The sequence below is a fragment of the Pseudomonas sp. QE6 genome (genome assembly GCF_041379005.1).
Lineage (GTDB): Bacteria > Pseudomonadota > Gammaproteobacteria > Pseudomonadales > Pseudomonadaceae > Pseudomonas.
In genome coordinates this window covers 4,504,642-4,529,826 of sequence record NZ_CP166873.1, presented here as the reverse complement: position 1 = coordinate 4,529,826, position 25,185 = coordinate 4,504,642, and the positions used below count along the sequence as shown (strand labels likewise).

Annotated in this window: 19 protein-coding genes and 1 pseudogene; 16 read left to right on the top strand and 4 right to left on the bottom strand. The window is 66.4% G+C overall.

Annotation, left to right across the window (positions count from 1 at the left end):
* The first annotated feature begins 54 nt into the window (after nucleotides 1-54).
* The 5 genes and pseudogenes from ACAW63_RS20675 (at nucleotide 55) to ACAW63_RS20655 (ending at nucleotide 11,233) form a co-directional block, all read left to right on the top strand.
* The gene (locus ACAW63_RS20675; RefSeq protein WP_371228262.1) at nucleotides 55-1,785 is read left to right on the top strand and encodes an autotransporter assembly complex family protein; all 1,731 of its coding nucleotides are present in this window, start codon (nucleotides 55-57) and stop codon (nucleotides 1,783-1,785) included.
* 14 nt (nucleotides 1,786-1,799) lie between these two features.
* The gene (locus ACAW63_RS20670; protein ID WP_371234732.1) at nucleotides 1,800-5,465 is read left to right on the top strand and encodes a translocation/assembly module TamB domain-containing protein; all 3,666 of its coding nucleotides are present in this window, start codon (nucleotides 1,800-1,802) and stop codon (nucleotides 5,463-5,465) included.
* Nucleotides 5,466-5,569: 104 nt separating this feature from the next.
* Nucleotides 5,570-8,281 (top strand): annotated as a pseudogene (gene mgtA / locus ACAW63_RS20665) (magnesium-translocating P-type ATPase); the annotation flags it as partial.
* Between the two features lie 235 nt (nucleotides 8,282-8,516).
* Nucleotides 8,517-8,975, top strand: coding sequence for a (2Fe-2S)-binding protein (locus ACAW63_RS20660; protein WP_343573500.1), 459 nt, complete (start codon nucleotides 8,517-8,519; stop codon nucleotides 8,973-8,975).
* An 11-nt stretch (nucleotides 8,976-8,986) separates the two neighbouring features.
* Nucleotides 8,987-11,233, top strand: a complete 2,247-nt coding sequence (locus ACAW63_RS20655; RefSeq protein WP_371228259.1) for a molybdopterin cofactor-binding domain-containing protein — start codon at nucleotides 8,987-8,989, stop codon at nucleotides 11,231-11,233.
* A gap of 45 nt (nucleotides 11,234-11,278) precedes the next feature.
* Here the strand turns inward: ACAW63_RS20655 and ACAW63_RS20650 are convergent, their stop codons facing one another.
* Nucleotides 11,279-12,325: an AraC family transcriptional regulator ligand-binding domain-containing protein gene (locus tag ACAW63_RS20650; RefSeq protein WP_371228257.1), complete on the bottom strand. Its 1,047-nt coding sequence runs from the start codon at nucleotides 12,323-12,325 to the stop codon at nucleotides 11,279-11,281.
* A gap of 123 nt (nucleotides 12,326-12,448) precedes the next feature.
* Here ACAW63_RS20650 and ACAW63_RS20645 point away from each other — a divergent pair, with 123 nt between their 5' ends.
* The gene (locus tag ACAW63_RS20645) at nucleotides 12,449-14,197 is read left to right on the top strand and encodes an amidohydrolase (protein WP_371228255.1); all 1,749 of its coding nucleotides are present in this window, start codon (nucleotides 12,449-12,451) and stop codon (nucleotides 14,195-14,197) included.
* Nucleotides 14,194-15,117, top strand: coding sequence for a GTP-binding protein (locus ACAW63_RS20640; RefSeq protein WP_371228253.1), 924 nt, complete (start codon nucleotides 14,194-14,196; stop codon nucleotides 15,115-15,117). Before ACAW63_RS20645 ends, ACAW63_RS20640 begins: the two co-directional genes overlap by 4 nt.
* A gap of 153 nt (nucleotides 15,118-15,270) precedes the next feature.
* Here ACAW63_RS20640 and ACAW63_RS20635 read toward each other — a convergent pair whose 3' ends face one another.
* Together ACAW63_RS20635 and lpdA are read right to left on the bottom strand one after the other, a co-directional pair.
* The gene (locus ACAW63_RS20635) at nucleotides 15,271-15,540 is read right to left on the bottom strand and encodes a hypothetical protein (RefSeq protein WP_275611549.1); all 270 of its coding nucleotides are present in this window, start codon (nucleotides 15,538-15,540) and stop codon (nucleotides 15,271-15,273) included.
* Nucleotides 15,541-15,783: 243 nt separating this feature from the next.
* Nucleotides 15,784-17,184 (bottom strand): dihydrolipoyl dehydrogenase, encoded by a 1,401-nt coding sequence (lpdA, locus tag ACAW63_RS20630; protein ID WP_371228251.1) that lies wholly within the window; start codon nucleotides 17,182-17,184, stop codon nucleotides 15,784-15,786.
* 210 nt (nucleotides 17,185-17,394) lie between these two features.
* Between lpdA and ACAW63_RS20625 the strand changes: the two genes are divergently transcribed.
* The 7 genes from ACAW63_RS20625 (at nucleotide 17,395) to ppk2 (ending at nucleotide 22,857) form a co-directional block, all read left to right on the top strand.
* Nucleotides 17,395-18,516 carry a M14-type cytosolic carboxypeptidase gene (locus tag ACAW63_RS20625; RefSeq protein WP_371228249.1) on the top strand — a complete coding sequence of 374 codons (1,122 nt, stop codon included), beginning with the start codon at nucleotides 17,395-17,397 and terminating at the stop codon, nucleotides 18,514-18,516.
* Nucleotides 18,517-18,853: 337 nt separating this feature from the next.
* On the top strand, nucleotides 18,854-19,012 hold the full coding sequence (locus ACAW63_RS20620; protein ID WP_275611552.1) for a hypothetical protein: 159 nt from the start codon (nucleotides 18,854-18,856) through the stop codon (nucleotides 19,010-19,012).
* Between the two features lie 269 nt (nucleotides 19,013-19,281).
* Complete coding sequence (locus ACAW63_RS20615; RefSeq protein WP_371228247.1) at nucleotides 19,282-19,704, top strand: ester cyclase; 423 nt, start codon at nucleotides 19,282-19,284, stop codon at nucleotides 19,702-19,704.
* Nucleotides 19,705-19,707: 3 nt separating this feature from the next.
* Nucleotides 19,708-20,313, top strand: a complete 606-nt coding sequence (locus ACAW63_RS20610; protein ID WP_371228245.1) for a TetR/AcrR family transcriptional regulator — start codon at nucleotides 19,708-19,710, stop codon at nucleotides 20,311-20,313.
* 325 nt (nucleotides 20,314-20,638) lie between these two features.
* Nucleotides 20,639-21,028 carry a hypothetical protein gene (locus ACAW63_RS20605; protein WP_275611555.1) on the top strand — a complete coding sequence of 130 codons (390 nt, stop codon included), beginning with the start codon at nucleotides 20,639-20,641 and terminating at the stop codon, nucleotides 21,026-21,028.
* A gap of 123 nt (nucleotides 21,029-21,151) precedes the next feature.
* Nucleotides 21,152-21,604: a PaaI family thioesterase gene (locus ACAW63_RS20600; RefSeq protein ID WP_371228243.1), complete on the top strand. Its 453-nt coding sequence runs from the start codon at nucleotides 21,152-21,154 to the stop codon at nucleotides 21,602-21,604.
* A gap of 335 nt (nucleotides 21,605-21,939) precedes the next feature.
* Nucleotides 21,940-22,857 (top strand): polyphosphate kinase 2, encoded by a 918-nt coding sequence (gene ppk2, locus ACAW63_RS20595; RefSeq protein ID WP_371228241.1) that lies wholly within the window; start codon nucleotides 21,940-21,942, stop codon nucleotides 22,855-22,857.
* A gap of 289 nt (nucleotides 22,858-23,146) precedes the next feature.
* Here ppk2 and ACAW63_RS20590 read toward each other — a convergent pair whose 3' ends face one another.
* Nucleotides 23,147-23,473 carry a hypothetical protein gene (locus ACAW63_RS20590; protein ID WP_371228239.1) on the bottom strand — a complete coding sequence of 109 codons (327 nt, stop codon included), beginning with the start codon at nucleotides 23,471-23,473 and terminating at the stop codon, nucleotides 23,147-23,149.
* A gap of 489 nt (nucleotides 23,474-23,962) precedes the next feature.
* Here ACAW63_RS20590 and ACAW63_RS20585 point away from each other — a divergent pair, with 489 nt between their 5' ends.
* Both ACAW63_RS20585 and ACAW63_RS20580 read left to right on the top strand, forming a co-directional pair.
* Complete coding sequence (locus ACAW63_RS20585; protein ID WP_371228237.1) at nucleotides 23,963-24,481, top strand: PAAR domain-containing protein; 519 nt, start codon at nucleotides 23,963-23,965, stop codon at nucleotides 24,479-24,481.
* Nucleotides 24,478-25,179: a VRR-NUC domain-containing protein gene (locus ACAW63_RS20580; RefSeq protein WP_371228235.1), complete on the top strand. Its 702-nt coding sequence runs from the start codon at nucleotides 24,478-24,480 to the stop codon at nucleotides 25,177-25,179. Before ACAW63_RS20585 ends, ACAW63_RS20580 begins: the two co-directional genes overlap by 4 nt.
* Nucleotides 25,180-25,185: the final 6 nt, after the last annotated feature.

The following is a 25,185-nucleotide window of genomic DNA, read 5'->3' as shown; positions in this document are numbered from 1 at the left end:
CCAGCGCTCCGGGAAACGGCCTGATCGCCATTTCCCGTGCTAGCATTCCGCGCCATGAGAGTTGTCCAAGGATTGCTTGGGCTGCTGCTGATAATGGCGTTCTGCTTGCAGGGGGCGCTGGCGGCCGAAGCCCATCTCGACGTTCGCATCACTCCCGCCACCCCTGCGCTCAAGGCCAATATCGAGGCCTATGTGGGCAGCCTTGGCGAGCGTGATCAGGCGGCATTGCGGCGCATGCGGCGCACCGCCGAAGAGCAGGCGCAGAAGGCCGCGCAGGCACTGGGTTACTACCAGGCGCGCATCCGCAGCCGGGTGCGCGACGGACAGCCGCCGACCCTGCGCCTGAACGTGACGCCAGGGGAGCCGGTACACCTGCGCAACGTCACCATCCGGGTAGAGGGCCCGGCAGCCAAGCTCAAGAGCTTCCGGGTGCCCGGTGGCGATGCTCTCAAGCCCGGCGCGCAGCTCAATCACGGTGCCTACGAGGATGCCAAGCGGCTGATCCAGAACCAGGCGTCGCGCTTCGGTTTCTTCCGTGGGCAGTTCAGCCAGCAGCAGTTGCAGGTCGATCCGGTGGCCGGCGTCGCGGACATCGAACTGGTCTACGTCAGCGGGCCGCGTTCGACCCTCGGCAAGGTCGAATTCACTGGTGACTACCCCTTCGACGACGAACTCCTGCAGCGCATGGTGCCGTTCGAGAACGGCACCCCCTACGACTCCGAGCTGATCGCCGACCTCAACCAGGCACTGCAATCCTCCGGCTACTTCGACGGTGTGCGCGTGGACGCGGCGCCGCAGGCCAAGGCCAGTTCCGACGTGATTCCGGTCAATGTCCACCTGCAGGTGCGCAAGCCGCGGACCATGGGCCTCGGCCTGGGCTTCTCCACCGATGTCGGGCCGCGCGCCAAGGCCAACTGGACGCGCCACTGGGTCAACCCGCAGGGACACAGCCTGGGCTGGGAGGCGGAAGTCTCCTCCCCCCGGCAGAACGTCGGCGCCTGGTACGAGATTCCCCTGGACCCGCCGTTGACCGACAAGCTGCGCTTCACCAGCGGCTACCAGAACGAAGACCTGGTGGACACCCAGAGCAAGCTGCTCACCCTCGGCAGCGAATGGCACCACAAGCTCGACAGCGGCTGGCAGCGGGTGGTGTCGCTGAACTGGCAGCGCGAGGAATACAAGCTGGGCGACGACTCGGGCCTGAGCAGCTTCCTCATGCCGGGGATCGGTTATTCGATCCTCGAGGCCGACAACAAGGTCGACCCCAGCCACGGCTATCGCCTGCAGTTCGACGTGAAGGGCGCCAAGCAGGGGTTCCTGGCCGACGCCGACGTCGCCCACGTCAATGCGCTGGCCAAGGGGCTGACCAGCTTCTGGGGCGGCCAGCGTCTGCTCGGGCGCATCCAGCTCGGCGGTATCGCCACCAACGACTATTCCTCGATCCCGCCGTCGCTGCGCTTCTTCGCCGGTGGTGACCAGAGCGTTCGCGGCTACGACTACCAGACGCTGTCGCCGAAGAACTCCGAAGGCGACCGCATCGGTGGACGCTACATGGTCGCCGGCAGCGTCGAGTACCAGTACCCGATTGCCGAGCGCTGGCGGCTGGCGGCCTTCGTCGATCAGGGCAACGCCTTCAACTCGCTGGACTTCCCGTCGATCAAGACCGGCGTGGGCATCGGTATCCGCTGGGTTTCCCCGGTCGGCCCGTTGCGCCTGGATCTCGCCGACGGCCTGGACGAGGACGGCGGCATCCGTATCCACTTCTCCATGGGGCCTGAACTGTGAACCGTGCGGGCTGGATGCGCGCCATGCGCTGGCTGCTGGGCGGGTTGCTCGGCCTGATTCTGCTATCGATCGCGGGCCTGGCCGCCTTGTTGGGTACCGAAGCGGGCAGCCGCATGGCGCTGCAATGGATTCCGGGGTTGACCGTGGACGGCTTCAGCGGCCGCCTGGCCGGCGCCTTCACCGCGAAGCGCCTGGAGTGGAGCGACGGCGCCACCCGCCTGGTGCTCGACGAGCCGGATATCGCCTGGTCGCCGGGTTGCCTGCTGCGCATGGCGCTGTGCCTGGGCCGCGTGGCGGCCAGGGAGATACGGCTGACCCTGCCGCCCAGCGAGGCGAGCGAGTCCTCCGGGCCGATCCAGTTGCCGAGCCTGAACCTGCCGCTGGCCCTGGAACTGGGCGACGTGCGTATCGGCCGCTTCCTGCTCGATGATCAGGAGCAGCTGCGCGACACCAGCCTGGTGGCGAACTGGGACCCTGAAGGTCTGCACATCCAGTCGGCGACGCTGGCGCGGGGTGATCTGCGCCTGTCGCTCTCCGGGCTGCTCAAGCCCACCCAGGGTTGGCCATTGCAGGCACAGGGCAGCCTCGATCTGCCGGCCGTGGGCGGCAAGCCCTGGTCGCTGAAGCTGCAGGTCGACGGCGAACTGCAGGGTCACCTGAAGTTGCAGGCACAGAGCAGCGGCTACCTCAATGGCCAGTTGCAGGGTGATGTGCAGCCGCTGGCGGAGAACCTGCCGGCCCAGGCCCTGGTGCTGGCCGACGGGTTCAAGGCGGATGCCGCGCTGCCCGATACGCTGGCGCTCAATCAGGTTCGCCTGAACGCCAATGGCGACCTGAAGAACGGCTACCAGATCGCCGGCGCGGCCCTGCTGCCGGCCGAAGACAGCCCGGTGGTGCTGACCCTGCGCGGCCGCGTCGATGCCCAGGGGGCGGATATCGCCGCACTCGACCTGACGGCCGCTCAGGCGCAACGCCTGGGCATGCAGGGACGGCTCGACTGGAAGGGGGGCTTCGCTGCCGACGCCACCCTCGACTGGCTGGACTTCCCCTGGCGGCGCCTGTACCCGGCGATCGAGGAACCGCCGGTGAGCGTGCACAGCCTCAAGGCCGAGGTGCAGTATCGCGACGGCGCGTACCTGGGCAATTTCGATGCCGCGCTGAACGGTCCGGCGGGCGCGTTCACCCTGGCCAGTCCGGTCTCCGGCAATCTCTCGGAAGTCTTCCTGCCGTCGCTGCAACTGGTGGCGGGGCAGGGCAAGGCCGAGGGCCATGTGAAGGTCGGCTTCGCCGACACCGTCAGTTGGGACGCCTCCCTCGACCTGCGCGACCTCGACCCCGCCTACTGGCTGGAGCAGATGCCGGGCCGCCTGGGCGGGCCGCTGCGCAGCCAGGGCTCGCTCAAGGACGGCAGCCTGAACCTGACCGCGAACCTCGACCTGCAAGGGCGCCTGCGTGGCCAGCCGGCGTTGCTCAAGGCCCGCGCCGAGGGCGCCGGGCAGTCCTGGAAGGCCGACGAGCTGACCCTGCAACTGGGCGACAACCGCATCACCGGCCAGGCGGCGCTGGACCAGCGCCTCTCCGGCAAGCTGGACCTCGCCCTGAATCAATTGGGCCAACTGTGGCCGCAGCTCGCCGGCCAACTGGGCGGGCGGCTCGACCTGGCCGGCACCCTGCAGGCACCGCAGGGGCAACTGGCGCTCAACGGCCAGCGCGTCGCCTACGCCGGCCAGAGCCTGCGCAGCTTGGCACTGGATGCAGGGCTCGATGCCGCCCAGCGCGGCCGCCTGGACCTGCAGGTGCAGGGCCTGCGCAGCGGCGACACGCGCCTGGGCACGCTCAAGCTGGAAGGCAGCGGCGACAAGCAGCGCCAGCAGCTCTCGCTGAACCTGCAGGGCAAGCCGGTGGTTCTCGCGCTGAACCTCGACGGCACCTGGAACGGCCGCGACTGGCGTGGCCGCCTGGCCCAGGGCGACATCCAGAGCGGCGGGCAGGACTGGCGCCTGCAGCAGCCGGCGAAGTTGGAGCGGCTGGCCGATGGCCGGCTGACTCTGGGCGCGCATTGCTGGGCCTCGGGCCCGGCCAGCCTGTGCGCCGAAGACCAGCGCCTGATGCCCGACCCACGCCTGCGTCTGCATTTGCGCCAGTTCCCGCTGGACAGCCTGGCGCGCTGGCTGCCCGAGGACTTCGCCTGGCGCGGCCAATTGGACGGCGACGTGCAACTGGACCTGCCAGCCAGCGGCCCGAATGGTTCGATCCTGCTCAATGCCGGCAGCGGCACGTTGCGCCTGAAGGAGCAGGACGACTGGGTCGACTTCCCCTACCAGAGCCTGCAACTGGAAAGCCGCCTGACACCCCGGCGCATCGATACCCGCCTGCAGTTCCATGGCGAGAAGCTGGGCACGCTGGATGCCCAGGTGCAGCTCGACCCCCGGCCGAAGTCCAAGCCGCTGAGCGGCAGCTTCAGCCTCAACGGCCTGGACCTGTCTATCGCACGGCCCTTCGTGCCCGCGGTGGAAACCCTCAAGGGACGGCTCCACGGCAACGGGCGGATTTCCGGCGGGCTGTTGGCGCCACGGGTGGATGGCGATCTGCGCCTGGTCGATGGCGAGGTGTCCGGCGGCGACCTGCCGACGCGCCTGGAACAGCTGCAAGTGCAGGCGCGTATCGCCGGCGAACAGGTGGACCTGAGCGGCCACTGGACGGCCGGGGAGCATGGCAACGGCAACCTGTCCGGGCGGATCGCCTGGAACGAGGCGCTGGATGTCGACCTGAACGTGCGCGGCAACCGTCTGCCGGTGACGATCGACCCGTACGCGGAACTGGAGGTCGAGCCGGACCTGGCGATCCGCATGGCCGGCGAGGGCCTGGCCGTTTCCGGCAAGGTGCAGGTGCCCAGCGGCGCCATCACCATTCGCCAGCTCCCGCCGTCGACGGTCAAGGTGTCGGACGACACCGTGATCGTCGGCCAGAAGCAGGAGCAGAAGGCCGCCGCCGTGCTGCACATGGACGTCGACGTGATAGTCGGTGAGGACAAGCTGACCTTCTCCGGCTTCGGCCTGAACGCGGAGCTGGCCGGCCAGGTACACGTGGGCGACAACCTCGACACCCGTGGCGAGCTGCGCCTGAACAAGGGCCGCTACCGTGCCTACGGGCAGAAGCTGACCATCCGCCGTGCGCGCCTGCTGTTCGCCGGACCCATCGACCAGCCGTACCTGGATATCGAGGCGATCCGCAAGGTCGACGACGTGATCGCCGGCCTGCGCCTGACCGGCAACGCTGAGCAGCCGCGCAGCGAGGTGTTCTCGGAACCGGCGATGAGCCAGCAGCAGGCGCTGTCCTACCTGGTGCTGGGCCGGCCGATGAGCACCGGCGAGGACAGCAACATGATGGGCGAGGCGGCGCTGGCGCTGGGCCTGGCCGGAAGCGCGCCGCTCACCGGCGAGGTCGCGCAGAAGCTGGGCATCCAGGACTTCCAGCTGGACACCGAGGGCACCGGCAACAGCACCAGCGTGGTCGCCAGCGGCCAGCTCTCCGACAAGCTCAGCCTGCGTTACGGCGTGGGGGTGTTCGAGCCGGCCAACACCATCGCCTTGCGCTACCTGCTGAGCAAGAAGGTCTACCTGGAGGCGGCCAGCGGCCTGGCCAGCTCGCTGGATATCTTCTACAAGCGCGACTTCTGATACCGCGAGCCCGGCGGATCCCGCCGCCAGCCTTCATTGCGCCTTAAGAAAGGCCCCACAGACTTCCTGTGCCGCCGACTGCCCGGCGGTTACGGGGAGTCAACATGCGCCTGGATCACCTCAGGACCCACCTGCTCGAATTCATCAACAAGGGCTTTCCGGCCCGCCAGTTGCGCCGCCTGGCTGCCCGCGACCTGCTGCGCGGGGCCGCGGCGGGACGGCGGGCGCCCGCGCCGCTGGCCGAAGCCTTGCTGGAGTGGTCGGTGCTGGAACCCCAGGCGGCGCTGGACCGCCTGGGCAGCCGCCGCGAGGGGCTCAGCGAATCCGAGGCGCAAGAGCGACTCATGCGTTCGGGGCCGAACGAGGTGGAGCAGGACCGCCCGATCGGCGCCTGGCTGCACCTCTGGTACTGCTACTGCAATCCCTTCAACCTGCTGCTGAGCCTGCTGGCAGCGATCTCCTGGGTGACTGAGGACGCCGAGGCTGCCGTGGTGATCGGCAGCATGGTGGGGATTTCCACGCTGCTGCGCTTCGTCCAGGAGAAGCGCTCCAATCGCGCCGCCGAGCAACTCAAGGCGATGGTCAGCAACACCGCCACGGTGTTCCGCAGCCCGGACGGCGAAGGTCCGTCGAGCCGGGTTGAGGTGCCGATCCGTCAACTGGTGCCCGGCGATGTGCTGTGGCTCTCGGCTGGCGACATGGTGCCGGCGGACGTGCGCCTGCTCAGCGCCAAGGACCTGTTCGTCGGCCAGGCGGCGCTGACCGGTGAATCGCTGCCGGTGGAGAAGTTTGCCCAGCTGCGCGACGCCCGTCAGGGCAACCCGCTGGAGCGCGACAACCTCTGCTTCATGGGCACCAACGTCATCAGTGGCTCGGCGCAGGCCGTGGTGGTTGGCACCGGCGCACGGACCTATTTCGGCTCGCTGGCCGAGCGGGTGATCGCGACGGACCCGGCACCCACCGCCTTCCAGGCCGGGGTGAACAAGGTCAGCTGGCTGCTGATCCGCTTCATGCTGGTGATGGCGCCGCTGGTACTGCTGATCAATGGTTTCACCAAGGGCGACTGGCTGCAGGCGGCGCTGTTCGCGTTGTCCATCGCGGTCGGCCTGACCCCGGAAATGCTCCCGATGATCGTCACTTCGACCCTGGCCAAGGGCGCGGTGGCGCTGAGCCGGCGCAAGGTGATCGTCAAGCGCCTGGACGCTATCCAGAACTTCGGGGCGATGGACATCCTCTGCACCGACAAGACCGGCACCCTGACCCAGGACCGCATCGTGCTGGAGCGCCATACCGACGCCTTCGGCCAGGCCCAGGACCGCGTCCTGCAACTGGCCTTCCTCAACAGCCACCACCAGACGGGGTTGAAGAACCTGCTGGACGTGGCCGTGCTGGAGCACGTCGAGTTGCGCCATGCGTTGCGGGTGGACAGCCGCTACCGCAAGGTCGACGAGATTCCCTTCGACTTCGCCCGCCGGCGCATGTCGGTGGTGGTCCGCGAGCCGGACGACCGCCACCTGCTGATCTGCAAGGGAGCACTGGAAGAGGTGCTGGATGTCTGCGTCTCGGTGGAGGCTGGCGACACCGTGGAGCCACTGGATGGCGAGCGCCTGGCGAGCATTCGCGCGGTGGCCGAGGGGCTCAACCAGGAGGGCCTGCGAGTGGTCGCAGTGGCGACCCGCGAACTGCCGCCGGAGCGCGATGGGTATGGCGTGGCCGATGAAGCGGGGCTGTGCCTGGCCGGCTACATCGCCTTCCTCGATCCGCCGAAGGAAACCACCGCCCCGGCGCTGCGCGCGCTGGCGGAAAACGGCGTGGCGGTGAAGGTACTGACCGGCGATAACGAGCGGGTCACCCTGAAGGTCTGCCGCGATGTCGGCCTGCCGGTGCAGGGCGTGCTCCTCGGCCCGCAGCTGGACAGCCTCGATGACCTCACGCTGGGCGAGCGTGCCGAGCACACCACGCTGTTCGCCAAGCTCACCCCCGGCCACAAGGAGCGGCTGGTGCGCGTGCTGCGCGAGCGCGGGCACGTGGTCGGTTTTCTCGGCGATGGCATCAACGACGCCCCGGCGCTGCGCACCGCGGACATCGGCATCTCGGTGGACTCGGCGGTGGACATCGCCAAGGAGGCCGCCGACCTGATCCTGCTGGAAAAGAGCCTGCTGGTGCTTGAAGAGGGAGTGATCGAAGGCCGCCGTACCTTCGCCAACATGCTCAAGTACATCCGCATGACCGCCAGTTCCAATTTCGGCAATGTGTTCAGCGTGCTGGTGGCCAGCGCCTTCATTCCCTTCCTGCCGATGCTGCCGTTGCAGCTGTTGGTGCAGAACCTGCTGTACGACCTGTCGCAGATCGCCATTCCCTTCGACCACGTCGACGACGAGCAACTGCGCCGTCCGCAACAATGGAACCCCGGCGGGCTGGGGCGCTTCATGGTGTTCTTCGGGCCGGTCAGCTCGCTGTTCGACATCGCCACTTTCCTGGTCCTGTGGTTCGCCCTGGGCGCCAATGCGCCGCAGCACCAGGCGCTGTTCCAGTCCGGCTGGTTCGTCGAGGGGCTGATCTCGCAACTGCTGGTGGTGCACATGATCCGCACCCGGCGCATTCCCTTCCTGCAGAGCCGCGCGGCGTGGCCGCTGCTGGGCATGACCCTGGCGCTCGTCGCCGTGGCGATCTTCCTGCCCATGGGGCCGCTGGCCCATTCCTTCCACATGCAGGCGCTGCCGCTGGCGTACTGGCCGTGGCTGGCGGGCATCCTGGCGGGGTACATGGTGCTGACCCAGGCGGTGAAGGGCTGGTTCGCGCGCCGCTATGGCTGGGATCGCAGCGAGCGACCGCGTCCACGGGCATCGCTGGCGCTGGGCGAGGGCGCGGAGGCCTGAGTCGAACGCCGGCAGTTTCAGGCAAGTCTGCGCAGGACCAGGCAAACCGCTCGGCGCTTTCTTCGCGTATCGTCGCGGCGCGTGCCGGGCATAGCGCCTAGGCTGAATCGATCCGTGCCGGAGCCTGCGGGTTCTGGCCGCCCCATCACCCGAGGAAGAGGTGAACTCGCAGATGATTACCGTGAACCTGAACGGCAAGGACCATGAATTCGACGCGCCCGGCGAGATGCCGCTGCTCTGGGCCCTGCGCGACGTCGCCGGGCTGACCGGCACCAAGTACGGCTGCGGCATGGCCCTGTGCGGCGCCTGCACGGTGCACATCGACGGCCAGCCGACGCGCTCCTGCGTCACGCCGCTGGCGGCGGTGGCGGGCAAGAAGGTCACCACTATCGAGGCGGTGAACGAGCAGCCCGCCGGCAAGGCGGTCCAGGACGCCTGGCGGCGGCTGGACGTGGTGCAGTGCGGTTACTGCCAGTCCGGGCAGATCATGTCCGCCACCGCGCTCCTTGCCTCCAACAAGGCGCCCAGCGATGCCGACATCGACACGGCCATGAGCGGCAACATCTGCCGCTGCGCCACCTACGCGCGGATTCGCGCGGCCATCCACGACGCCGCCAAGACCCTGGCCTGAGGAGCTTCGACATGCGCGATACCCGCATCGATCAGGAAGAGGCGCAGCAGCGCGGCATCTTCAATCTCAGCCGCCGGCATTTCCTCCGGGGCGCCGGTGGCCTGGCCCTGGGCATCTACTTCGCGCCGCTGCTCGCGCGCATGGGCGAGGCGCAGGCGGCCGGTGATTTCGAACCCAACGCCTTCGTGCGCATCGCCCCCGACGGCACGGTGACAGTGATCGCCAAGCACGTGGAAATGGGGCAGGGCAGCTATACGGGCCTCGCCACGCTGGTGGCCGAGGAACTGGATGCCGACTGGGCCCATGTGCGCGTGGAAGGCGCGCCGGCCGATGCCAAGCGCTACGCCAACCTGGCCTTCGGCAATCTGCAGGGCACCGGCGGCAGTACCGCCACTGCCAACTCCTTCGAGCAGATGCGCAAGGCCGGCGCCAGCGCGCGCGCCATGCTGGTGGCCGCCGCCGCCGAGCAATGGAAGGTGCCCGCCGCGCAGATCGAAGTGCATGACGGCGTGGTGACTCACGCCGCTTCCGGACACAAGGCCGGCTTCGGCGAACTGGCCGAAGCGGCGACCAGGCAGCCGGTGCCCGCCGAAGTGAAGCTGAAGGACCCGAAGGACTTCAAGCTGATCGGCCAGGCGAAGCTGCCGCGCATCGACAGCAGCGGCAAGACCGATGGCTCGGCGGTGTTCACCCAGGACATCCATCTGCCGGACATGCTGGTGGCCGTGGTCGCCCACCCGCCGCGTTTCGGCGGGGTGCCGGCCAAGGTCGACCCGAGCAAGGCCAAGGCGGTGTCCGGCGTGGTCGCGGTGGTGCAGTTCCCCGGCAGCGACAGGCGCTTCGCCGGCGTGGCCGTGCTGGCGAAGAACACCTGGGCCGCCCGCCAGGGTCGCGATGCCTTGCAGGTCGAATGGGACGAGAGCAAGGCGTTCAAGATGGGCAGCAAGGAAATCTTCGCCCAGTACCGCGAGATGGCCGGCAAGCCTGGTTTGGTGGCGCGCAACGTGGGCGATGTCGACAAGGCCCTGAAGCAGCCGGCCAAGCTCATCGAGGCGGAGTACGAGTTCCCGTTCCTGGCCCACGCGGCGATGGAACCGCTGAACTGCGTGGTCCAGCTCAAGGACGACGGTGGTTGCCAGATCTGGAATGGCGAGCAGTGGCAGACCGCCGACCAGGCGGCGGTGGCGCAGTTGCTGGGCGTCAAGCCGGAGCAGGTGTCGATCACCCAGCTGTATGCCGGCGGCAGCTTCGGCCGGCGCGCCAATCCGCATTCGGACTACGTGCTGGAGGCCGCGGCGATCGCCAAGGCCGCCCATGAGCAGGGCATCAAGGCGCCGGTGAAGATGGTCTGGACCCGCGAGGACGATACCCGTGGCGGCTATTACCGCCCGGCGTTCCTGCACCGCGCGCGGCTGGCGGTGGATGCCTCGGGCAACCTGGTGGGCTGGGAGCAGCGGCTGGTCGGCCAGTCCTTCATCCTCGGCACGCCGTTCGAGAAGATCATGGTCAAGGATGGCATCGACAAGATCGCCGTGGAGGGCGCGGACGACCTGCCCTATGCGGTGCCCAACCTGCGCGTCGAGCAGGCGCTGGCCGAGAACGTCACGGTGCCGACCCAGTGGTGGCGCTCCGTGGGGCATACCCATACGGCGTTCTCCACCGAGACGCTGGTGGACGAGGCCGCCATCGCTGCCGGCAAGGACCCCTACGAGTTCCGCCACGCCCTGCTCAAGGACCATCCCCGCCATCGCGGCGTGCTTGAGCTGGCGGCGCAGCGGGCCAACTGGAAGGCGCCGCTGGCGAAGGGCGCTCAGGGCGAGCAGCGTGGCCGTGGCATCGCCGTGCACGAGTCGTTCGGCAGCTTCGTGGCCCAGGTGGTGGAGGTGACGGTCAAGGCGGACCACAGCTTCAAGGTGGACCGCGTGGTCTGCGCGGTGGACTGCGGCCTGGCGATCAACCCGGACGTGATCACGGCGCAGATGGAAGGCGGCATCGGCTTCGCCCTGTCGACGGCGCTGCACAGCGCCATCACCCTGACGGACGGGAAGGTGGACCAGTCCAACTTCCATGACTTCCAGGTCCTGCGCATCAACGAGATGCCGGTGGTGGAGGTGCACATCGTGCCGTCCGCGGTACCGCCGACCGGGGTTGGCGAACCCGGTGTGCCGCCGCTGGCGCCGGCGCTGGCCAACGCGCTGTTCGCCGCCACCGGCAAGCGCATCCGCACCCTGCCGATCGGCAATCAGCTGCAGGCCTGAGGCATCGCCCCTCTCCCGTGAGACGGAGAGGGGCGGCTCCACAGCCTACGCCCCGCGCTTCCCAGCCTCGGCGCGAAACCGCTCCGGTGTCGTCCCGGTGTAGCGCTGGAATGCCCGGTGGAAGCTGGTCACATGCTCGTAGCCGAGCAGGAAGGCGATCTCCTGCAAGGCCATGCGGCTGGCCAGCAGGTAGCGCTGGGCCAGCGCCATGCGCACCTCCAGCACGATGCCCTTGAAGGTCAGCCCGTCCGCGCGCAGCCGCCGTTGCAGCGTATAGGGCGGCATGCGCAGCCAGGCGGCGGTCTGTTCCAGGTCGGGCAGGGGGATGCGGGCGTTCTGCAGCAGATAGAAACGCACGTCGTCCGGCAGCGTCTGGCCGCGCTCGAAGCTGGCCAGGGTCGCTGCGCCCTGGGCCTGGCACAGGCGCGTCACCGTCGGGTTGGCGGTGGAAAAGGGGCGGTCGTGGAATTCCCGGGGAATCCACAGCTGCGCCTGGGCGGCGTTGAACCGGCACTGTCCGGGGAACAGTTCCTGGTAGACCTTCGCATGGGCCGGCGGCGGGTAGGGCAGGTGGACCTGCATGCCGGTGCAGTCTTCCAGCTCCGGCAAGCGCTGACACAGCCAGCGCCAGGTGCTGCTCAGCCATTCCTCGCACAGCGCGTTGCGCTCCACCTCGCTGAACGGCGGCAGTTGCAGGGTCAGGCGGATGTGGCTGGCGTCCTCGTCGCGCTGGGTGTGGATCGGGTGCGGCATCAGGCTGGACGGCTGGCCGAGGGAGATGTCCCAGGAGCGCCGCAGGTTGGCCGCGCTGATCAGCGCATAGCCGATCACGCCCAGGTCGTAGAGGTTGTAGCGCTGGCCGAGGCGCAGGAAGAAGTCGCTGGAGCCCAGCAGCCCGGCGGCCTGTTGCAGCAGGCGGTAATAGCGGGCGAAGTTCATCTCGGCGGCGGCCGCTTCGCCGCCTGGCGGCAGCCCCAGGCCGCCGAGCAGCGGTGCCAGCGCAGGCAGGGCGGGGCGCGCCTGCCATTCTTCGAGGAAGTGACGGAACAGCTGGCGGGCGGCGTAATCGATGTCGAAGGACGCGGTGGGCATGGCGGCGTTCCGGTCGGCTAAGAGATTGTCATCTTGTGCTAGCGAGTTGTCATCTTATGCTAGTCGAGCGGTAAAAGCCGAGCCCTATACTGCGCCCACGGACAAGAACTACAAGGGCTTCCCATGACCGCTCCGGACCGCTTCCGCTCTTCCAATTCCCCCACCGACCGCTTCGCCGAACTGCTGCTGCACAACGGCCGCTTCTACACCCTCGACCCCGCCCAGCCCTGGGCCGAGGCGGTGGCCATTCGTGACGGCCGCCTGCTGGCGGTGGGGCGTCGCGAGGAGATGGAACATCTGGTCGGCCCCGACACCCTGGTGCGCGATCTGGACGGCGCCTTCTGCATGCCCGGCCTGCACGACATGCACACCCACCCGGACCTCGCCCTGGCGCCGCGCTACGCCGATGACCTCGACGTCGGCATCGAGGACCCGACCCCGGAACAACTGGCCAAGGCCATCCGCGAATACGCCGCCAGCCACCCCGGCGACGGCTGGATCTACGGCCAGTACTGGGTCCGCTACACCTTCCGCGAAGCGGGGCTGAAGCCGGGCCGCGAGTGGCTCGACAGCATCATGCCGGACCGCCCGGTGGCGCTGCTCGACCGCATGTGGGGCACCATGATGGTCAACTCCCGCGCGCTGGAGCTGGCCGGCATCGACGCCGACACGCCCGACCCGCGCAATGGCTACCTGGAGCGCGACGAGCTCACCGGCGAGCCCAAGGGCCTGATGATCGACGGCGCCTACGCACTGATCCACGCCGCCATGCCGCCGACCCCGGCCAAGGTGCTGCGCCAGTCCTACCGCGACGGCGTGCACTTCCAGAGCTCCCGTGGCGTCACCGCGGCCAAGTATGTGCACGTCTGCGAGAACCGCCTGGACGCCCTCAAGCACCTGGACGACGCCGGGCAACTGACCCTGCGCGTGGAAGCGGCGATCAGCTGGCAGGACGACATCTTCCCGGTACGCCGGCGCTGGGAGCTGCTCAGCGGCGAGCGTCACTACTACCGCAGCGCGCGGCTGTCGGCGAACGCGGTGAAGTTCCACTTCGACGGCACCGTCGAACCGCGCTCTTCCTTCCTGATCACTCCCTGGCCGGGTGAGAATGCCTGGCGCGGCAAGCTCAACCTGACCCCCGAGCACATCACCGACATGGTGGTGGACATGGATCGCCGCGGCATCCGCGTCATCGCCCACTGCACCGGCGATGCGGCGTCCGACGTGTTCCTCGACGCGGTGGCCGAGGCGCGCCGGCGCAACGGCTTCAGCGGCGTGCGCCATCAGTGCGCGCACAGCACCATCCTGCATCCGGGCAACCTCAAGCGCTTCCGCGAACTGGACGTGATCGCCGAGTTCTCCCCGGCGGCCTGGTACCCGACGCCCTTCGCCAGCGGCGCGCGCTCCGGCTATGGCCCGGATCGCCTCAAGCGCATCTATGATTTCAAGGGGGTGCTGGCCGCCGGAGGCATTGCGGTGTTCGGCACCGACTGGCCGGTGGCGTCCATCGACCCCTGGCTGGCGCTGGAAACCCTGGTCACCCGGCAGAACCCCTGGAACGACGACCCGGCCTGCTTCGGCGAGCCGATCAGCCTGGAGCAGGCGATCCGCGTGGCGACCCTCAACGGCGCCTACGCCATGGGCCTGGAGCACCTGACCGGTAGCCTGGAGGCAGGCAAGTCGGCGGACTTCATCGTCCTCGACCGCGATCTGTTCGCGGCGCCCGCGCGCAACTACATCCACCGCACCGAGGTGCAACTGACCTTCGTCGAAGGGCGCCCGGTGTACGACCGCCTCGGCCAGTTCAGCGACACCCCGCTGGAAGCCGTATGGAAGGGCGAGCCGCCGCGCATCGAGGGCGTCAACGCATGAGTGCGGTGAGCATCCCGGTGACGGTGGTCGCCGGCTTTCTCGGCGCCGGCAAGACCACGCTGCTGCGCAACCTGCTGGAGCGCTGCGAGGGGCGGCGGCTGGCGGTGATCGTCAACGATTTCGGCGAGCTGAACATCGACGCCGGGATGATCGCCGAGCAGACCGAGGCGGTGTACAGCCTGGAGAACGGCTGCATCTGTTGCAGCGTGCAGGACGACCTGCTGGCGCAGCTGGAGCGTCTGGCGAACATGAACCCGCCGCTGGAACAGGTGGTGATCGAGTGCAGCGGCGTGTCCGACCCGCAGCGCATCGTGCAGACCCTGGGCTACCCGAAACTGCGCAAACGCCTGCACCTGGACGCGGTGCTCACGGTGGTCGACGCCGCCCGCCGCGAACCGCTGGAAGGCGAATACGCCCGGCTGGAACGCATGCAGGCGGCGGCCGCCGATCTGCTGCTGCTGAACAAGTGCGACCTGCTGGATGCGGAGACCCTGGCGGCGCAACGCGAGCGCTTCGGCCGTGGCGCTCGGGTGCTGGAGACCATCCAGGCGCAGATTCCCGATGAATTGCTGCTGGGCGAGCCGTCGCGCAAGCTGCGCCCGCACGGGCAGGACGGCGTCGATCACGGCGACCTGTTCGAGAGCTGGAACTGGCAGGGCGACGCGACCTTCGATGGCGCGCGGTTGAAGCACTGGCTGGAGACGCTGCCGCGCGGGCTGCTGCGGCTCAAGGGCCTGGTGCGCCTGGCTGGGCAAGACGGGGCGCTGTGGCTGCAGTACGTGGGCGGCCGCTACCAGTTCCGGCCGGCGACTGACGCAGAAGCGGCGCAAGGCTCGCGCCTGGTGTTCATCGCGGAGAAAGGCGGGCAGTTGCGCGCTGAGCTCGAAGCTGGACTGCGAGCTTGCTTCAGCTCTTTGTAGGATCGAGGGGGACGCCCAGTCCTTGCTCGCGAACGCTCTCCCAGCAGATCCAGAGCTGGGCGGTTCGCGAGCAAGCTCGCTCCTACAAGAACCACACGCGGAAACGAAAAAGCCCGGCTTGCGACCGGGCTTTTTTTCGGGCTGCACCTGGAATCAGGCAGGCATGTGCCACTCTTGCAGGCGGTAGCCTTCGCGGTTCAGCTCATCGCGGGCCTGGACCAGCAGATCCTCGAGCTGTTCCGGGTCGGAATAGGCGGAGCTGGGGATGCGGGTGAGCCCCAGCAGACGGGTGCCGGTCCGGTCGATGACGGACAGGTCGAGGCTGCCGTCGCCCCCCTGATAAACCCAGGTCACGCACTGGAAGGGTTGGAAGGCTCGTCCGGTGATCAGCAGAGCCTCGTTGAAACGAAGGGTCGCATTCATGGTGTGATCTCTCTGCGCGGTAATCCATTGCGAAGATGGCGATGGCGGTCCATCCACCATCGTGTTCGTTCACGCAATTGATGTTTTCAGAAGCGAAGAAAGTCACAACCCATGTCGCGTTCGTACACAAAGTAGTCGCAAATCAATCCGAATGGACCACTGCAGGCCCCGTCAGCCGTGGCCTGCAGCGATGCCTGGGGTGCGCCACCGCCGCACATAGCGTTCGTCAGAGGCGACGGGAGGTCAGGCCTGCATGGCCCAGCCGTCCACGTTCATTGCCGCCTGGCGCAGCGCTTCGGAACGGGTCGGGTGCGGGTGGCAGGTACGCGCGATGTCCTCGGCGGCACCGCGGAACTCCATGGCCACGCAGTATTCCGCGATCATGTCGCCGACGTTCGGGCCGATCATGTGCACTCCGAGGATCTCGTCGCTGCGCTCGTCCGCCAGCACCTTCACGAAGCCTTCGGTCTCGTGGTTGATCTTCGCCCGGCTGTTGGCGGTGAAGGGGAACTTGCCCACCTTGTAGGCGCGACCTTCGGCCTTGAGCTGCTCCTCGGTCTTGCCCACGGTGGCCACTTCCGGGTGGGTGTAGATCACGCTGGGGACCACGTCGTAGTTCACTTCCCCGGCCTTGCCGGCGATCAGCTCGACGCAGGCGATGGCCTCGTCCTCGGCCTTGTGCGCCAGCATCGGGCCGGAAGTCACGTCACCGATCACCCAGATGCCCGGCACGCTGCTGCGGTGCTCGTGGTTCTCCAGCATGCCGCGCTTGTCGGTGGCGAGTCCCACGCTTTCCAGCCCAAGCCCCTGGGTATAGGGACGGCGGCCGATGGCGAGCAGCACGTAATCCGCCTGGATCGACTCCGCCGCGCCGCCGGCGGCCGGCTCCACGCTCAGGGTCACCTGCTTGCCGCTGACCTTGGCCTGGGTGACTTTCGAACCCAGCTTGAAGCTCATGCCCTGCTTGGTCAGCGTGCGCTGGAAGGTCTTGGCGGTTTCCAGGTCCATGCCGGGGCAGATGCGGTCCAGGTACTCGATCACCGTGACTTCCGCACCCAGGCGGCGCCACACCGAGCCCAGTTCCAGGCCGATCACCCCGGCGCCGATCACCACCAGGTGCCTGGGCACTTCGGGGATCGACAGCGCGCCGGTGGAATCGAGGATGCGCTGGTTGTCGACATCCACGCCCGGCAGCGGGGAGGGCTCCGAGCCGGTGGCGATGATGATGTCCTTGGCGGTCAGGGTGCTCTTGCTGCCGTCGGCGGCGGTCACTTGCACCTTGCCCGGTCCTTCGATGCGGCCCCAGCCCTTGACCCAGTCCACCTTGTTCTTGCGGAACAGGAACTCCACGCCCTTGGTCAGCGCGGCGACGCTCTCGGCCTTCTGCTTCATCATCTGCGCCAGGTCCAGCTTCGGCTTGACCTGGATGCCGAGGTTGGCGAACTCGCCGCCGGCCGCCGCCTCGTACAGCTCAGACGCGTGCAGCAGCGCCTTGGAGGGCATGCAGCCAACGTTCAGGCAGGTGCCGCCGAGGGTCTCGCGGCCCTCCACGCAGGCCACCTTCATACCCAGCTGGCCAGCGCGGATAGCGGCGTTGTAGCCGCCGGGGCCGCCACCGATGACGATCACATCGTAAGTGCTCATACAGTGCTCTCCGGGATGGAAAAAGAGGTGAATCGAGGTTAGCCCGTGTCCGTGGGATCACCAGCGCAGGGCTCTGGAATAGCGTTACCTAATTTATATTTCGACCATAATATATCGATTCGCGCAAGTCGCCCCTACATGACAGGCGCGATGGGGAGGGCGAGAATGCAGGGCTTTGGCGCTTCCGTTTCGTGCGCCTACGGAGAATTCATGAAAATCGACTGCGATTTCGACAGCGGCAACATCCAGGTCATCGACGCCAGCGACCCGCGCCACATGCGCCTGGCGCTGCGCCCGGATACCCGGAGCCCGCACTTCCAGTGGTTCCACTTCAAGGCCGAGGGCCTTGAGCCCGGCCAGCAGTACCAGTTCAGCCTGACCAACGCCCCCGGCTCCAGCTACACCGGCGGCTGGCCGGGCTACAACGCCGTGGCCTCCTACGACCAGCGCGACTGGTTCCGCGTACCCAGCACCTACGACTCCAACGGCCTGCACTTCAGCCTCGACGCCGAGCAGCCCCAGGCCTGGTTCGCCTACTTCGAGCCCTACAGCCGAGAGCGCCACGCCGAGCTGGTGAAGCGCGCCCAGGCCAACGGCGCCGAATTGCTCGCCACCGGCCACAGCCTGGAGGGCCGCGAACTGCCGCTGCTGCGTATCGGCAAGGGCGCGGCGGGCGCCCGCAAGATCTGGCTGATCGCCCAGCAACACCCCGGCGAGCACATGGCCGAGTGGTTCATGGAAGGCCTGATCGAGCGCCTGCAATCCGGCGATGCCGATATCCAGCGCCTGCTGGAGCGCGCCGACTTCTACCTGGTGCCGAACATGAACCCCGACGGCGCCTTCCACGGCCACCTGCGCACCAACGCCGCCGGCAAGGACCTCAACCGCGCCTGGGCCGCGCCCAGCGCCGAGGAGAGCCCGGAAGTGCTGTTCGTGCAGGAGCAGATGGCGAAGTACGGCGTCGACCTGTTCCTCGACATCCACGGCGACGAGGAAATCCCCTTCGTGTTCGCCGCCGGCTGCGAAGGCAACCCGGAGTTCACCCCGCGCCTGGACCGCCTGGAAAGCCTGTTCCGCGAACGCCTGGAAGCCAACGGCGAATTCCAGAGCGTGCACGGCTACCCCAAGGACGCGCCGGGCAAGGCCAACCTGACCCTGGCCTGCAATCACGTCGGTCGGACCTATGACTGCCTGTCGCTGACCCTGGAAATGCCGTTCAAGGACCACAACCTGTCGCCCAACGCCCGCACCGGCTGGAACGGCGCACGCTCCAAGGCACTTGCCGGCGCAGTGCTGACCACGGTTGCCAGCCTGTTGGGCGACTTGCGCTGAGCATAGGGCGTACAACCCTTCACGGTTGTACGCCGCTTCACCTGTGCTCTTGTAGGAGCGAGCTTGCTCGCGAACCGCCCAGCGACAGAGTCGCCAGATACCCGATTCGTGAGCAAGCTCGCTCCTACGTTGTTTTCTGGGTCCCCGCGTTCGCGGGGATGACATGTGTGGAGGGGTGGGGTGAGGGGGATGCATCGGCTCGGACTCCCCAGAAGAAGACAGTTGCTCCTACAGCTCCCCGAATTGACCGTTCGATCAGTCCAGCCGCCGATTTCGTTGAATCTTCCCGCCCAGGTGCTAGTCCAAAGGTTGAGGCATTCGCACGAAGGAGGTGCGTATGAATCGACAACGGAAGCTGTTAACCCCGCAGGAGATCGAAGACCTGCAGGAACGCATGGATGCCATGGAAGAACTGGACTTCAGAGAGCGCCGTGAAGTGCGCAAGAACCGCTCGGGCGAACACAGGCCTCGCACCTACGCAGGCGCGGTGGCCTGAGCAACAGGGCCCCAGGGCCCATCCTCACTGGCGCAAGCCACTCGGGAAACACGGCAGGGCCGATCCGGCGCCACTCGCCGGACCGGCCTCCGTGATCTGATTTCCCGGCCCCCCAGAACTCATTCGAAACGCCGCTCGCGGTGCGTCGGTGTGCCCATGCATTGGCGAAAATCTATGAGATTAAAATATCGGATTGAGATATTTGTTTTGCAGTGAGACAAAAATCTCATTAGCGTCATTCCATCGCCCAACCCCCGGAGGGTCCGACCATGGCGCTGCCGCGAGAAGAAATGGATCGCAGGATCGACGAACACTTCCGCTTCGAAGCTGACGACAATGTCGACGGCGTGCTGGCCACCCTGGCCGGTGACGTCGAACACGACATCGTCGGCCATCCCGGCGGCCCCACGTATGGGCGCGAGGCGGCTCGGCCGTTCTACGAAGGCCTGTTCGCCGACCTCGCCGAAGGCCATGTGGAAACCCTGCGCCGACTCTACGGCGAGAACTTCGTGGTCGACGAATCGTTCTGGCGCGGTCGCGCACCAGGTCGTCCCTTCGGCCTCGAGGGACAGGGGCGGCCGCTGCAGTTCCGCCTGCTGCATGTCGTCGAATTCGCCGATTCAGGGGCGATCCAGCGCGAAAACGTGTGGGTCGACCTGGGCGCCATCCAGCGCCAGCTACCCCAGGAGTGATGCATGGAAAGCCGCAAGGCCGAACGTCCGAACCAGAAGCGCCGCACCCGCAAGGACCTGCTGCAGGCGGCCAACCGCCTGCTGCGGCAAGGGCGCAACCCGAGCCTGGAAGAGATCGCCGAGGAAGCCATGGTGTCCCGCGCCACGGCCTATCGCTACTTCCCCGGCGTCGAGGCGCTGTTGCTGGAGGCCGCGCTGGACCTCAGTGTCCCAGAGGCCGCCGAGGTCTTCGCCGGCGCGCCGGTGGATGATCCACTGGCCCGCATCCAGTGCCTCGAGCGCAGCTTCAGCGAATTGATCGAGCACAACGAAGGCGCGATGCGCGCACTGCTCGCCAACAGCTTGCGGCTGGCGGACAGCGGCGAGGAGGAGGGCGCCGCGCCGGTGCGTCAGAACCGCCGCAGCCCGTTGATCGATGCCGCGCTGGAGCCGGTCCGCGACCAGTTCGAGCCACAGGCCCTGGAACGCCTGGGCAAGGCGCTGGCGCTGTTCTTCGGCATCGAGGCGCGGGTGGTGTTCAAGGACGTGCTGCAACTCGATGACGCCGATGCCCGCGAAGTGACCCGCTGGGCCCTGGGCGCACTGGTCGAGGCGGCTCGGCGGAACTGACCTGTCCGCGCGCCGCATCGACATCCGGGCCGGTGCCGGCGGCAGCGCCGGATCATCGGCAACGAGGTATCGACTTCAGCCCCGACATCCGCATCCAGAGGGTGGGAGACCCTTCATCGGATTGCACGTCCGGCAAAGGGGCGCCAGCTGACCCGCATTTCCGACGGAGCCTTCTGAAAGCCGCGAGATAGAGCTTTTTCGATTTGTCCCCGTCGCTTGCCCAGCAACCCGTCTCCCGCAAAAAAGCACCTGAAAACCGGAACCGCATCACATAGAATCGAGTCTTCCGCTTAATCCCGTTTTACCCCGGTAGTCTGACGCGCTCATGGATACCCACAACACCCCCATCGGGCCGGTACCGGCGCACCTGATTCGCGAAGCTGTAGCCAAGAAAACCGGCCTGGGCTGGGTGGTCGAATTCAATGTCGCCACCTGGCTCAATCTCAGCGTTCGCGACGAAACGCCGATAACCCTCAAGGTCACTTACCAGGACGGTGAACGGACCCGCGAAGTGCGGCTCGACAAGAGCAAGATCTTCGGCGGCCAGCGCATCCTGCTGTGCGGCATCGCCCGCCTGGGCGTCAACCAGAAGCTCGAATCCATGAGCCTGTCGCTGGAAACCCAGTCGCCTCTCCAGTCCCTGCTGGTCGAGGAACTCTTCGTCCAGGCCGTGGATCGCCAGACCGAGAAGCGCGGCACTCGCAAATCCCGCTGAGCTCCTGCACGGCGCATTGCAATCGCCCGGCATTCCCGGCGCCAATTGAGCGCCGCCAGGCTTGCGGTCGGCCGGCCGGAGCGGGGAACATCGCCGGGTCCGCCCGTAGCGCCAGGAACTCCCATGCCCCTCGACGTCGACCAGCTCAAGCTCTACACCGCCCACCGCGGCCTCTCCATCCCCCTGCTCGACCTCCTGCAGTTCCGCCATGCCCCGGCGGCGGACGGCAAGGGACCGGGCTGTATAGTGCTGCGGGTCGAGCCGCACCACCTCAACGGCTGGGCCAACGCCCATGGCGGACTGATCATGACCCTGCTCGACGTGGCCATGGCGGTCAACGCCAGCGCGGCGGACGAAGCCGGTCGCGGCGTGGTGACCATCGAGATGAAGACCAACTTCCTGCGCCCCGGCGGCGAGGTGGGCGAGGTGCTCGAAGCCCACGGCAGCGTTCGGCACCACACGCGCTCCATCGCCTTCTGCGAGGCCGAGCTGCGCAACAGCGCCGGCGTGGTGGTGGCTTCCGCGTCCGGCACCTTCAAGTACGTCAACGCGCCGCGCCCGCTGGCCGACGCCTGATCAGTCCTGGCGGGAGGGAACGGTTCCGATTCCCGTGCCGCCCGGTTCCGTGTCCTTCGACAAACCTCCGCCAAAGCCGGCGGCCTTCCATGCGGGCGCCTTATCGGCCTACATGCGCCCGCGCCAACCTGGTCATCTGCGATTCAGTAGCCTGTGACGCTTCATAAGGGCTTCCTGATCCTCACCTTTCAGACCTGGGATGGCTCTAAATCGGGCTCTGAAAGAGTTTTCCTTGCCTTGTTGTAATGAATTCGTCATACAACGTAACTACATTTTTCTGTCATGAAAATGTCACCCACGGATGAACGAGCCAGTGACGGCACAAGGCAACTCTCATGCTGCTCGATGACAAGAACTTCCCCCGGCGCATGCAGCGCGACCTGCTCGACGACCACGACGAAGAACTCGAGCTGGAACTGTTCGACGAACTCTACGACCTCGAAGGCCTGCACCCGGGCAGCCTGCAAACCCACGAAGAACGCCTGGCGCGCCAGCGCTACTTCCACACCCTGTTCCGCCTCCAGGCCGAACTGGTGAAGCTGCAGAGCTGGGTGGTGAAGACCGGCCACAAGGTGGTGATCCTCTTCGAAGGCCGCGACGCGGCGGGCAAGGGCGGGGTGATCAAGCGCATCACCCAGCGCCTGAATCCGCGCGTGTGCCGGGTCGCCGCGCTACCGGCGCCGAACGACCGCGAGCGCACCCAGTGGTACTTCCAGCGTTACGTTTCGCACCTGCCGGCGGCGGGGGAGATCGTCCTGTTCGACCGCAGCTGGTACAACCGCGCCGGCGTCGAGCGGGTGATGGGCTTCTGCTCCGACGACCAGTACGAGGAATTCTTCCGCAGCGTGCCGGAGTTCGAGCGCATGCTGGCGCGTTCCGGCATCCAGGTCATCAAATACTGGTTCTCCATCTCCGACGAAGAACAGCACGACCGCTTCCTCAGCCGCATCTACGACCCGCTCAAGCAGTGGAAGCTCAGCCCCATGGACCTGGAGTCGAGACGGCACTGGGAGGCCTACACCAAGGCCAAGGAAATCATGATCGAGCGCACCCACATCGCCGAGGCGCCCTGGTGGGTGGTGCACGCCGACGACAAGAAGAAGGCCCGGCTCAACTGCATCCACCACCTGCTGAGCCAGATCCCCTACGAAGAAGTCCCCCAGCCCGGCGTCGAACTCCCCGAACGTCAGCGCCACACCGACTACCGCCGCAACCCCACACCGGAAGAGCTGCTGGTGCCGGAGTTCTACTGACCGCGCGCTCTGGTTCCTCGTAGGAGCGAGCTTGCTCGCGAACCCGCATCGCACGGCCTCACCGGCTGATCACACCGATTCGTAGGGCGTACAACCGTTCGCGGTTTTACGCCGATACACCTCAATCTATTACGGCTCCGGGGCGCGTCCGGAGTGCCTTGGGGCCCCGGCTAAACGGCGTATAACGTCGAACGTTATGCGCCCTGCGCCCTAGTTCTTGCTCGCGAACATTCAGATAGAAAAAACTGGAGCGTTGCTGACCGAGGGGCTTTTTTTGCATGACTGAATGTCACGATGGGTTGTGCAAGTTCTGCAGAATGCTTTTCCAGATGTCGGCGTATTTATGTCTCAGGCGTTGAACAAGGACCTTGTCCTTTTGCCGTGTCCAGAAGCTATCCCGTCGTGCCGCCAGCATTTTCTCTATCGCCATGTTCAGGCTGACGGGTTCGAAGGCTGTCCATATCTGAGGTGCTGGAGTACTGAGATTCGAGTCGCAGACTGGGGCAACCTCTGAGAAGAAAATCTCCTCTACGTCTATCCAGTTGAACTGACTGACGGCCTTCGCAATAGCCTTGTAGTCCACCTCGTTGTCAACGAAGGCATCGGAGAGTGCCACTCTGACGGTCTCCCGCTCGGATTGGCTTAGAAAATTTCCCAATGCGAAAGCTCCTCCAGTTCGTCGTCCAACGCATCAGCAGTCAATGATCCGGCAATACCGCCCAGGGCGCTCCCTACCAGCACCACGGCGATTGCACAAAGAGCGCTGCCAGGACCACAGAAAAGCGATGCTCCCCAGGTCAGTGACGCGAGCAGCTGGTTACATCCTCCTGCCAATTGCCTGCGGGCGTGTGATCCCTGTGCATTCCAATGATGCTGACACCCAATTCCAGCGATTGTGACCCACCTGCGCTGGAGGTTCTGATCCAGCCCCGGAAGGGGAATGTCTGAATTTATTTGTTACAAATCCAGATTCTCTAGTGTTCACGCGGGATTGCGCTGAACCGAGCAAAATCTTGCGCACTTCGTACCTGCTACTTTCGCGCGCGACTATCAAGGAGCGCTGCGCCTCCCTGGTCTCCAATCACTCTTTGCAGGGATATGCACCATGAGTGGAAAACCCGCCGCCCGCGTCACTGATCCCACGGCCTGCCCATTACCGGGGCACGGTACCAACCCTATCATTCAAGGTTCTCCCGATGTCGTGTTCGACGGCCTGCCTGCGGCCCGACAGGGCGATGCTTCTGCTTGTGGAAGTCCCATAGCATCAGCGGTTTCAGCGACGGTATTCATCAACGGCCAGCCTGCCGCCACCCTGGGCAGCATCGGTGCCCACGGCAACGTGATCATTGGTGGCTCGGGGACTGTCATCGTCGGTGATGTATTCACTCCCGCTCCCTTCACTCCAGTCACCCCACCATCCAGCGTCACGGCACCGTATTCCGGGCGCTTCCAGCTAATCGACCAGGCAACCGGCAAGCCCGTTTCCGGACGTAGGGTGAAGGTCTGGTCGAGTGGTGGTTTGAGCGCGCTCGATACCACAGATACCGAAGGCATGACCTCGTGGATCAACCACGATGCCTCGGAGACCATCCAGATCGACCTGGTGCCGGGAGGTGACGCATGAGCGATCAGCCCAGCCTCGCTCAGGGCGGCATGAGTCCCGAAGGCAAGACCAACCCTGTTGGCATCCTGGAGCCCAACCTCGATCCGCAGGACAAGAAGGTGCTGTGCTCGGCGATCTGCTATTGCAGCAGCACGCCCAATGTCAGCCAGGATGGCAAGAGCCTCAAGCAAGCCTGTGTGGCCCAGCGCTTGGGAGAACTGGACGAGGTTCTCCAGGGGCGCAGCCCGTACAAGCCCGAGGTCAGTTACGACATGACCAGGAATCCGCCGCAGCCGATTCTCGACAGCCACACCGGGAACAGCCCTCATGGCTGGATACCGGGCTGGATCAGCAAGTACTGGGACGACGACCCGGAGCATCCGCCGTTCAAGCCAGGCCGAGGCATGATTCGTCGACCCGACGTGGTGATCGTCAGAGACCCGACCAAGCCGCCGATCCAGGACAATATCAAGCAGGTGGTGGAAATGAAGTTTCCGCCTGATCCACGTAACAAGGAGCAGATGCAGGACTATGGAAAGATCGCCGGCAACAAGAGCAAGGTCGTTGAGATGCAATCTACCGAATGCGACTGTAGCCAGGAAAATCAGCAGTCCAAGGTTCCCGTCGAGGAACTAGGGTGGGCCGCAGCCATCGCCAGTGGCGTGGTGTACTTCCTGACTCGTGGTCGCTCCCCTCGACCGATGATCCCTGCCTATTGATTCGGA